This window comes from Candidatus Anstonellales archaeon (assembly GCA_038869735.1).
In the GTDB taxonomy this organism is placed as follows: Archaea; Micrarchaeota; Micrarchaeia; order Anstonellales; family CG1-02-47-40; genus JAWCQO01.
Window position 1 is genome coordinate 1 of sequence record JAWCQO010000013.1, and the last position, 10,675, is coordinate 10,675.

At 37.5% G+C, this 10,675-nt stretch carries 9 protein-coding genes; 4 read left to right on the plus strand and 5 right to left on the minus strand.

Features of this window, described 5'->3' with window-relative positions; all coding sequences use genetic code 11:
* The coding region (locus tag QXF67_04450; GenBank protein ID MEM3060752.1) for a hypothetical protein at nt 1-2,965 on the plus strand (2,965 nt) is incomplete at its 5' end.
* Nucleotides 2,966-2,975: 10 nt separating this feature from the next.
* Here QXF67_04450 and QXF67_04455 read toward each other — a convergent pair.
* Entirely contained in the window at nt 2,976-4,028 is a 1,053-nt protein-coding gene (locus QXF67_04455; protein ID MEM3060753.1) for a hypothetical protein, read from the minus strand.
* Between the two features lies 1 nt (nt 4,029).
* Nucleotides 4,030-4,596 carry a hypothetical protein gene (locus QXF67_04460; GenBank protein MEM3060754.1) on the minus strand — a complete coding sequence of 189 codons (567 nt, stop codon included), beginning with the start codon at nt 4,594-4,596 and terminating at the stop codon, nt 4,030-4,032.
* A gap of 51 nt (nt 4,597-4,647) precedes the next feature.
* Here QXF67_04460 and pyrH point away from each other — a divergent pair, with 51 nt between their 5' ends.
* The gene (gene pyrH / locus QXF67_04465) at nt 4,648-5,334 is read left to right on the plus strand and encodes a UMP kinase (protein MEM3060755.1); all 687 of its coding nucleotides are present in this window, start codon (nt 4,648-4,650) and stop codon (nt 5,332-5,334) included.
* A 13-nt stretch (nt 5,335-5,347) separates the two neighbouring features.
* Entirely contained in the window at nt 5,348-5,527 is a 180-nt protein-coding gene (locus QXF67_04470; GenBank protein ID MEM3060756.1) for a hypothetical protein, read from the plus strand.
* Nucleotides 5,528-5,585: 58 nt separating this feature from the next.
* Here QXF67_04470 and hsp20 read toward each other — a convergent pair whose 3' ends face one another.
* From hsp20 to ppsA, 3 genes are all read right to left on the minus strand, one after another.
* A complete protein-coding gene (hsp20, locus tag QXF67_04475; protein ID MEM3060757.1) occupies nt 5,586-6,149 on the minus strand; it encodes an archaeal heat shock protein Hsp20 in 564 nt (187 codons plus the stop codon).
* Between the two features lie 517 nt (nt 6,150-6,666).
* Nucleotides 6,667-7,572 carry a diphthamide biosynthesis enzyme Dph2 gene (gene dph2, locus QXF67_04480; protein MEM3060758.1) on the minus strand — a complete coding sequence of 302 codons (906 nt, stop codon included), beginning with the start codon at nt 7,570-7,572 and terminating at the stop codon, nt 6,667-6,669.
* 58 nt (nt 7,573-7,630) lie between these two features.
* Nucleotides 7,631-10,051 (minus strand): phosphoenolpyruvate synthase, encoded by a 2,421-nt coding sequence (gene ppsA / locus QXF67_04485; GenBank protein ID MEM3060759.1) that lies wholly within the window; start codon nt 10,049-10,051, stop codon nt 7,631-7,633.
* A gap of 57 nt (nt 10,052-10,108) precedes the next feature.
* On the opposite strand from ppsA, the gene QXF67_04490 reads away from it, so the two are divergent.
* Entirely contained in the window at nt 10,109-10,624 is a 516-nt protein-coding gene (locus tag QXF67_04490; protein MEM3060760.1) for a nicotinamide-nucleotide adenylyltransferase, read from the plus strand.
* The last annotated feature ends 51 nt before the right edge of the window (nt 10,625-10,675 follow it).

The following is a 10,675-nucleotide window of genomic DNA, read 5'->3' on the forward strand; positions in this document are numbered from 1 at the left end:
CTCTGTTTCTGGGGTAATGGAATTTGAGCGAAAGAAAGAAGAGGCACTTACTGAGCTTGGACATGTTGAATCAAAAATAAATGAAACAAAAATAGTTTTAGCGGAGAGGGAAGGTGTATTATCCGAACTTGAAAAAGAAAAGAATGACGCCCTCCTATATATTGATGCGACCAATAGACTAAAGAATTCAAAAGCTTCTCTTCTTTGTTTGGAACTTAACAAAATTGAAGGAGAACATAGCAAAATACTTCATGATTTAGAGCAAATAGAAGCGTCAAAAAAGGATGCAGAGTCGCATATACGGCAACTAGATGAAAAAATAAAACAACTTTCAGAAGAACGAGGAGAACTTATAAATAAGATAAACAAGCGAGGCGAGCGTGAAGGTACCATAAAAGAGATAGAAGATTTTAAATCAAAAATAAAAGCTGCAGAAGCAACCATCAATGAAAAGAATAGGGTATTGAAGGGATTAGAAGATGAGCTTAAAAAACTAGATGCAAGGAAGAACGAATATTCAAATAAAATATTACATTTGGAAACAAAAATAGCTGCTTCTCAACAAGAAGCCGCACTAAACGAAATCGAAATAAACAGACTTAAAGAAAGCGGTCTACTCTCCAAAAGAGATATACCTCAAACGAATGAAGCTGAGCGAGTTTCCACGGAGTTGTCGCTTCATCTTCAGAAAAGAGCCAAGTTGGAAGGAGAGATATCATCAATTCAGGAAACGTTACTTCTTCTTGAAGAAAAACAAAAAAAACTTGAGGTCATGGTGAGTGAGATCGGTATTAACGAAGAAAAAGATTTAACATCAAAAAAATCAGCACTTTTATCAGAAATTCAATCATTAGAAAAAGAGATTGACGCATTATTCGAAAAAGAAAAAGAAATAAATAAAGAAATCCCCCAGCTCGACAAAAGTAGGCTTGAACTTGGAGAAAAAGCAGCGACTCTCCGCACTCAGGTTAGAGGTGGAGGGGAGCAGAATCATGCGCTTGCTGTTGTATCTCAACTCAAAGGAAAGATTAGTGGAATATATGGAACCGTCTCAGAGCTCATCTCATTTGACCAAGAATATGCCGTCGCAATTGAAGCGGCATGTGGACAGAGGTTGAACTACGTAGTAGTTGAGAACATAGATGTAGCCTCTCAAATTATCTCAATACTAAAAAAACAAAAGGGAGGGAGATGCACCTTTATACCACTTGATAGAAAGGTAACCCCACTGAGTCAAGAAACCGAAAAAATAGCAAAATCCCAATATTCACTTGGCTATCTCTCGGAGTTTGTAAAATATGAGCGATATTTAGAGCCAGTCATGAACTATGTTTTTTCAGACACGATACTTGTCAATTCAATCGAACAAGCAAAAAAGATAGGTCTGCAAAAAGCACGAATAGTTACAATAGAAGGCGAACTCATAGAGAGGTCAGGTGTAATAACCGGAGGAAGCTTTAGTGGGATAGCAACTGCCCGTGCGCAACTTGAAAAAATTGAAAGTGAGATACTAAAAATAAAAGAAAAAAGAGAGGCACTCTATTCGACTCTATACTCCACAAGAGAAGAGATGGGGCGAAAAAGGAAAGAAAAGGCTGCTCTGGAGGTTGAATTAAAAGGAATTGAGGTAAAACTCGACAACCTATCTGTTAGGATAAAAAGCCTCCACCAGTCTCAAAAAGATTTGGAACAGACAAAGAAAAGAGTTCAGGAAATCCTAGCACTTATAGAACAAAAAAAATCACAAATGTTAAAGTTAGACGAACAGATGAAAGTTCTAGAGTCCAGACTCCGTTCAATAAAAGAAAAAATGGTTGAAGAAGAGAAAAAAACAGAAGAACTAAAGATCCAAGAACAAAATAGACTAAATGAGCTCATAGCTAATCATTCGGCATTATTAGAAGGGATAAAGGGTTTTGAAAACGAATTAGCCTTATATCGCTCGCACCTGCATGAAGCAACCGAAGAGGAGAAAAGGAAAAGAGATGACCTAAAACTCCAAAAGTCAGAAATTATTAACCTACAGAAACAATGTGCCGAGTATAAGGACTTTATAACTGCAAAAGAGGAGGAACTGCGTGAAGCCAGCAAGCGAATACAAAAGTGGTTTGAGACATCAAAAGAACTTGAGACTCAAATCTCAGCTTTAGCTATTGAAAAAGGAAAATTCCAACATTCATCAGAGACAGCTTCAAAGAAAATCGAGGAATTAAAAATAAAGAAAGCAATGATAGAGACCAAACTTATTGATCTAAAAAGTGAATTTGAAGAATATAAAGAATTTGAAAAAGTGGATGCTCCAAAAGAAAAACTCCTCGAGCTAATTAGAGAAAGTGAAGAAACTCTTTCTAGACTTGGCAGCGTGAATTTAAAGGCACCGCATATCTATGAAGAAAAAAGAAAAGATGTGCTTGAAATTAAAGAAAAACTTTCAAAGCTTTCAGATGAACGTTCTGCAGTTTTGCAAATGATCTCTGAGATAGAAAAAAGAAAATATGCTGTCTTCATGGAAACATTTACGGCAATTGCTGACAACTTCAAGAGACTCTACGCCAATATGTTCAAGGATGAGGAAGCCATGCTTGTCCTTGAAAATCCGACTGACCCATTTTTGGGTGGACTTGCCATAAAAGTACGTGAGGGGAAGCACGAAAAAAATATTGAATCTATGTCCGGAGGCGAAAAATCACTTATGGCAATTGTCTTCTTGTTTGCGATTCAGCTCTATAGACCGGCACCTTTCTATGTTTTAGACGAAGTAGATGCTGCCCTCGACAAAGAAAACTCAAAAAAGCTTTCAATACTTGTATCGAAAATGGCTGATAAAACACAATTTATTGTAGTCACCCATAACGATGCAATGTTGACTGCCGCCGATATGGCTATTGGAGTCTCGATGACAGATGAAGGTTCAAAGGTCGTTGGTCTTCAAATAAAAAACAGCATTAAAATAAAAAATGATTAAAGACAAAATATTAACCTCTCTTTTCAGTTCTTATTTGATAGGTTGTTCCGTTGCTCTGTATGATAATATTACCATCTAAATCTGTGCGATACAGCTTTATATTTAGGACTTTCATTTTTTCGATGCTAGTTGGATTAGGATACCCATCTTTGTTTGGACCCACGCTTAGTAATGCATCCTTAGGTTCAACTGCTACTAGAAACGTGAGGTCAGTGCTACTAGCTGAGCCATATTTAGCAATCTTTAATACTTCGCATCTCAATCCACCGCTACCTACCAACTTATTTTCAATTCCCCTCTCTATGTTTGACGTTAGGAGCAGACAAAATTGTCTGTCAGTTATTTTTACTACTATACTATTTGCGTCTTTGTTTTGTGTAAATCTATCCTTTTGAGGATTCAAAAATCTAAAGACCATACCATTAAATTCCACTTCGTCGCCTTCTTCAGGATGCCTTATGGGGACCCCGTATGCTGCCGCATATTGACTCACTTCTTGAAAATCCGTTCCACCTAACTCATCTCCATTTGTCCAAATCTCGCTTATTGGAAAATTCTCAAAAAGACTCCTAGATCCCCCAAAACGTTTTTCATCATCAGAGGTAATAACTAGGGCTTCAATTTTGTTTATCCCTAATCGTTGGAGCTCCGAAACAAGTTTTTTGGAAGTTTCATTTCTACCCGCATCAAAAAGAATCTCAAAATCACCTTTTTTAATAAGTATTGACTCTCCATAGCCAACATCAAAAACGTAAACATAGGTTTGTTGGTTTTCGTTTTTTGAAAATTGAAAGTTTTTTCCAAACTCTTTATACTGAGAAGAGAGTTTTGTTATATCTCCTTTATCAATTTCCATCGAAGTAGCATTTATCGTTGGGATAAACCCTTCTTTATCGTCTTCCTCTATTTTGCTATTCGTTTGCCCATAAACTATATTCTTACCCTCAAATTTTATTCTGTAAGGCAGGGTCTCTCCATCTTGATTTGAAGGGCTTTCTTTCTCTGTATTTTGTATACAGCCACCAATCAAAATAAGGATTAGCAAAAGACCTTCAATTTTCATCTTATTTACCTCTTGTATGTAGTATTTCGCTTCTGGCACGTTCTAGCTGACTTCTTACTATATCTTGTTTTTGCCTAAAACCTCGTACAAGCGAGTCAGAAAAGCGAATCGCTACTAACTCATCGGCGATTGCATCCATTACTTCAAAATATCTAAGAGCTTCCTTTTTTCTTCCCTTCTTTAACTGCTCAAGCATTTGTCGTCTCAATTCTCCTACACAGTCGCATATGCCTGTAAGATAAGAAGAATCTTCGACACCCAGTTCTTCTGCTTTAGGGATAGACTTATTTTCTATTATTGAAAGAAGAATGCTTGCTTCTACAACTTCTTGCTCAGCTTGTAAGAACATATACGAAAGTTTTTCCTCTTTCTTTACATTAGACAAAATTTTTTTCGCTTTATCTACCATCTTTTTCGCTTGGCTTATTTTGCCTCCATGCATTAATTTTATTGCATTTGAGCAAAATCTTACTATCTCTCGAATACGGGGTATAATCTTATCTTGGGTCTTTTCAAGTTTTGATAGCCTTTTTACTATTTTCTCTATCCCGATATCAATTTTTGCCATAGATGAATTTTGGAGAATGGCTTATAAATAATTTGTTCTAAATTTTTTCTAATGAGAAAAAACACTGTCGTTATTTCATTAGGCGGGAGCTTAGTAAATCCTGGAAAACCTGATTTTTCTTACATTAACAAAATTAGCAGATTACTTGAAACGTTAGATTATTCCTTTGGTGTTGTAGTCGGAGGCGGAAGGCTTGCTCGTCAATACGCAGAAAGAGAAAGAAAAAAAGGAAAAGGTGAATTTGAAGCCGATTTAGCCGCAATAAAAGCAACAAAAATTAATGCAAATCTGTTAATCAAATCATTAAAGCGTCAAGCATATTCAAAGGTATGTAGTACTTTTGATGAGGCAAAAAGAGCCTCGAAGAAATATAAAATAGTTGTTATGGGCGGTACAATTCCTGGCATTACTACCGATGCTGATGCAGCGCTCTTAGCAGAGTGTCTCCACGCACGTCGCTTAGTAAACATAAGCAATATAGATGGAATATACGATAGAAATCCTTCTAAATTTCATGATGCACGAAAGTATCGTTATATGAAATTTGAGGAGCTACTTCTCCTTTCTAATAAGGAAGATTTAAGACTTGCAGGAGGACACTTTGTATTCGACATTTTAGGATGCAAAATAATTGCAAGAAGTAAGATTGAGACCCATTTTGTTTCGGGTAAAAACCTTAGTGACGTTTCAAAGGCTATTCAAGGAAAACGGCACAATGGCACCATTGTGTCCAGTTAAATGGGGTGATTCTTTGACAATAAAAAGAAAAAAACGAAAACCAAAAGATCTACCATCTCTAGACAGAATTTCTTATATGAGTCCAAAAAAAGAAAGGAAATCGAAAAAGAAAAATACTAAAAAGAAGAAGTCGACGACTGAAGAGAAAATTTTAGAAGACTTGTTTGAAAAAAGTCGTCAGATAACCTACTAGCTGTCAACAACAACCGCATGAAGACTTCTTCTTCTTTTCCTTCATTTTTTCACCCCATTTATTCTATTTTGATAGGTTTACCAACCTTCTTATCTTCCATTTTCTTCTTTTTAAGCCTTACCTCCAAAACTCCATTTTTATAAGTTGCTTTCGACGATTCCGGAATTACTTCCTTTGGAAGGTCGACCTTTCTGTAATACTTCCTTTCAGGATTTTCAACATTTATCTCAAGCTCGGTTTCTGTAGCATGAAGATTTATCTCTTTTTTTTCTACCCCTGGTACTTCAGCTATGACAACTATTTCGCCTTTGTCATCAATGACATCAACAAGTGGGGAACGCTCGCCTTCTTCAAGTGCCTTTAACCCCTTCATTTCAATCCCTGGTTTCCAGTTTCCAAATTCCCTCACTATTGGCTTTCCATCACTACCTATCCTTACAGAAAATCCATAGACCTTTGTATTTGGCATTCTTGCCAATCGTTCAATTTCCTTTTCATCAAGCTCAGATAGACGTAGTGACTCCTCCATCATTCTCCTCATTTCGTCTTGTATTCGTTCAAAAATGTCATCAAAATCTCCTCCGAATATGCCAAATCTTCTTCTTCTAAAGAAAGGGTCCATATACGTCACCCCCCGTTACATTATGTTAATATGGTATTAACACTTATGTAAAAGGACTATTTAAAGCTTTCGCTTTTGCTTTCTGTCTATGATGAAAAAGAAACGATTGATTGTTTGTATACCAAAAAGAATAGGTATCGACCTTTACAACAAAAGACTATAATCAAGATGATGATATAGGATTTGTTACATAAACCAAACTAAAATACGCCACGGCGCATTTCGATCAATTAAATAAGAAACAAAAAAGATTCAAGTATCATTTCAAGTTACCCCCTCCACAAGATTTTCCACATTTTTTCGAATTTATAAAATCCGGAAATTATGCAAAATACACCAGCAATTTTGAAGCTGAATTAAAGGGATAGCTTCTTGCATGAGGTAAGAAACCGATTATTTCCAGCATTCGACCCAAGTGTCATTAAACTTTTTTGCGATATAGAGGTTTTGGGGTTCGTTGAATGTCGTGCAGAGCCTGCCCATCGTCTATTTTTTATTCTAGTCCTCATTATCAGTATCAGAGCAGTTTTTCCAACATCCAAAAATCAGAAACATCTATAATGGGTTTTCCGTATCTTTCATAATCATCTGGAATTCGAGGGCACGCTGTATTAATATATGCGTCAAAAAAATTGAAATCCTGTAATGCTTCTGGATCGATAAAGTTGGAAACTAAAATATACCCTTTCCTTTTCTTGCGCTCCAAGATTTTTTTAATTCTCACCGCCACTTCAAGGTTGAACTGTCCATTTTTAGTTGAAACAAGAATCCCAAAAGTTTTGACTGTCTGGCTTGCACACGCAAGAATCATCCCTCTCCTCCTTTTCTGAATTTTGTCTAGTTCGTCATCCAACCTTTTTATTAAACCAGAAAAAGGATCAAAAATAAAGGTTGGGATATGTTTATCTATCCCGAGAGGATGAAAGAATCCTCCCCCAAAATATAAGAGGCAATCAGCTTTTTTTGCAGCTTTGGTTGCTGCAAGAGTGTCGCAGCCCAAAACCTGACCAGGATATCGAGTATGTGGACCTCCTTTTTCAACAATTATTCTGTGCCCAGCTGATTCAAGAATATACCTAATTTCGGGGATAAGATGAACATGCTGGACCGTGGTTAAAAGACCGATACTCTTATACTGAGAGAGTACCTTTAATCCTTTCTTTATAACAGTTAATTTCACATCAAGTGGATAGGGAACATATTCAATTCTGAACGCCTCTCCCTTCACTTTCTGAAATTCGGCATGTCCATAATGCCTTAACAAATCAACTTTAAGCGTTCTGGCTTCCTCTAAGGCCAAGTCACAAGCTCCGAAACACCGAGCAGAAGAAATAAAAACCTCATGCCCTTCTCTTTCAAGCTTTTCTGCTTCTCCCTTTGCTTTGTTTTTAAGCCCCTCTGGAAACTGAAGAAGAATCCTCATGAGAATATCCTACAGTGATCATTTTAGTTTTTATCTTTATTACCTTAATTATTTATATCTAATCAGTGTGTTCTACTGAACTTTTATGCTCTACTCCTTCAGCAATTTTGGCTAATCTCCGTAGCATGATTTTTTTCTCTGCAGAAGCCACATTTCTTCTTACTATTTCAAGAGCATCAGGATTTACTGAGATGCTGGTAATCCCGTATTCAATGAGCTTTTCAGCGAATTCTGGATAAACGGAGGGAGCCTGACCACAGAGCGAGCTTGTTACTCCGTGTTTTGAGCAAACTTTGATAACGTGCTCTATGCTCTTTAATACTGCGTGGTTCCTCTCGTCGAATATATCTGATACCGTAGCGTTATCTCTGTCAAGACCAAGTATTAATTGCGTTAAATCGTTTGAGCCGATGGAAACTCCATCTATTCCCTCTTTGCAAAAGTCATCTATCAATAAAACTGTAGATGGAACTTCACACATAATCCACAGCTTAAAATCTCTTGTTCTGTGTATTCCGACTTCTCGCAACATATCACGAATTGCCCGGATTTCACCAATTCTCCTTACAAATGGAATCATAAGCCACAGATTTTTTAAGCCGTACTCGTCCCTAACCTTCTTAAGTGCATAAAGCTCAAGTTTGAATACTTCGGGCTCTTTTATATATCGCGCACATCCTCTGTAACCCATCATTGGGTTTGCTTCAACCGGCTCAAATTCCTCTCCGCCCTTTAGATTTCTATATTCATTTGTTTTGAAGTCACTTGCCCTATAAACAACTGGTCTTGGATAAAACGCCGAAGCAAAAATTCTCATTTTCTCTGCAAGTTTGTTTATATACTCCTCACCGCGTCCTTCTTTGAGCATCTTTTTTGGGTGCTCCCCTATCTCTGCCATCATAAATTCTGCTCGCAACAGTCCAACACCGTCACAAGGCATACTTGCAACTTTTTCTGCCAATTCTGCTTCCGCAAGGTTGACATAAATTTTTGTGCCCGTAACAATTTGATGTGAAGCCGAGAACTGCTCCTCTGCTCCTCTTTTAGCGGCTTTTCTTTCTTCGATGTCGACATCCCCGTCATAGACAATGCCGTGGCTTGCATCAACTGTTACAAACTGCCCTTCTTTGAGAACCTTTGTTGCGTTACCGCTACCTACAATACATGGAATCCCCATTTCTCTAGATACTATTGCCGCATGGCAGGTCATGCCGCCAGTATCAGTTATTATTGCACTTGCCTTTTTCATAGCTGGCACAAAGTCAGGCGTAGTCATCTCTGTTACAAGAATTTCGCCATTCTTCATTTTTACAATGTCTTTGGGAGTTGGAACATGTCTAACATTTCCTTTTCCGATCCCCGGAGCAGCTCCAAGTCCTCTTACGATTATCTTTGCATCCGTAAGTTTTGTCTTCAAAGCGCCCGTATCCTTTCTTTCTTCTTGGAGTGAAGAGGGAGCTGCCGCAGACTTCGTAACTCCCTCCTCCTCTTCTATTATATCTTTAAGCGTCGTTATCGGTCTTGATTGCACGATATAAGCTTTATCATTCATATAAGCCCATTCGATATCCTGCGGCTTTTTGTAGTGATCCTCTATTATCACGGCCAATTGAGCAAGTTCTAAAATTTGTTTATCAGTTAATTTTTGCACTGCTTTTTTTGTAGCTTCAACATCAACTCGCTCATTCCTTCCATTTCTTTTGATAATCATCCAGTCCTGTACAGCTACCTTCTTTTCTACTATCCTTCGCTCTTTTTTACTTACAATGTATCTATCCGGGGTAATTGCACCCGACACCACCACCTCCCCAAGACCATAAGCAGCTTCTATAGATATCCAATCCCTTCTAGCAGTTATAGGGTCAACAGAAAAAAGAACTCCCGCGACTTCTGATTGTACCATCTCTTGAACTACTGCACAGAGACCTACCCTCAAATGGTCAAAACCGTTTTCTTGTCTATAATAAATCGCTCTTGCTTCAAACAGCGATGCCCAGCATTCTTTTACAGCTTGCATCACTTCAGCTCCACCGATTACATTTAGAAAAGAAGCTTGCTGCCCTGCAAAGGATGCAGTAGGTAAATCCTCAGCTGTTGCAGAGCTTCTTACAGCAACATAAACGTCGTCTCCATTTTTTCTTAATGAGTTATAAGCAGTTATAACTTCTTCACGTATTCGCTGTGGAATCTCTCCAGCAAGTATCCTTCCCTTTATTATTTCAGAAGCTTCGTTTAAAGCTCGCGTATCACGAACATTCAAGTTTTCAGTATTCTCTTTTATTGCGTCGTCTATTCTGTTGTAGCGTATGAACTCAAAATAAGCACTACTTGTAACGCAAAAACCGTTTGGAACTGGAAGACCTAAGCTTAACATCTCACCAAGATTAGCTCCTTTTCCCCCTACTTCATTAATCATTTCTTTTCTTATTTGGGAGAACCATAAGATAACATCCACAACATCACCCTCTTTTAAAATCACTCCTTGAAAACTTAGAAAGGATTATGAGATTTTTAAATTTAATTGGATACAAAACTCATGATGAGGGGTTTGTTTGTTGGTAGATTCCAACCTTTCCATCTTGGACATCTACACGCTATAAAATATGCGCTCAATAGCTGCCGGCATCTTAATATAGTTATCGGCAGCGCCCAACGAGCCTATGAATTAGATAACCCATTTACAGCCGGGGAGCGTATCGAGATGATTTTGCGGGTTCTTGATGCTGAACAAATAAGCAATAAGTGTCTACTTGTACCAATTCCAGACTTTCAAAGTAACTATCTCTGGGTTCACTATGTAATCTCCTGTCTCCCTCATTTTGATGTCGTTTATGCAAATACGCCTTTAATTATTAGGTTGTTCTCTGATGCAGGTTTTAAAATAAAAGAGATACCATTTTTTTCGCGATACTCTCTTGAAGCAAAAAAAATAAGGAGTCTAATGTCAAAAGACCGGGCATGGAAAAAATATGTTCATGTCGAAGTATATAACTTTATAAAAGAAATTGGCGGAGTCGAAAGGATAAAAGCATTAGTAAGCAAGAGTAAATAAGATTCTTGGTAATATTCTTTATCCATAATCTTGGTAATATTCTTTATCCAT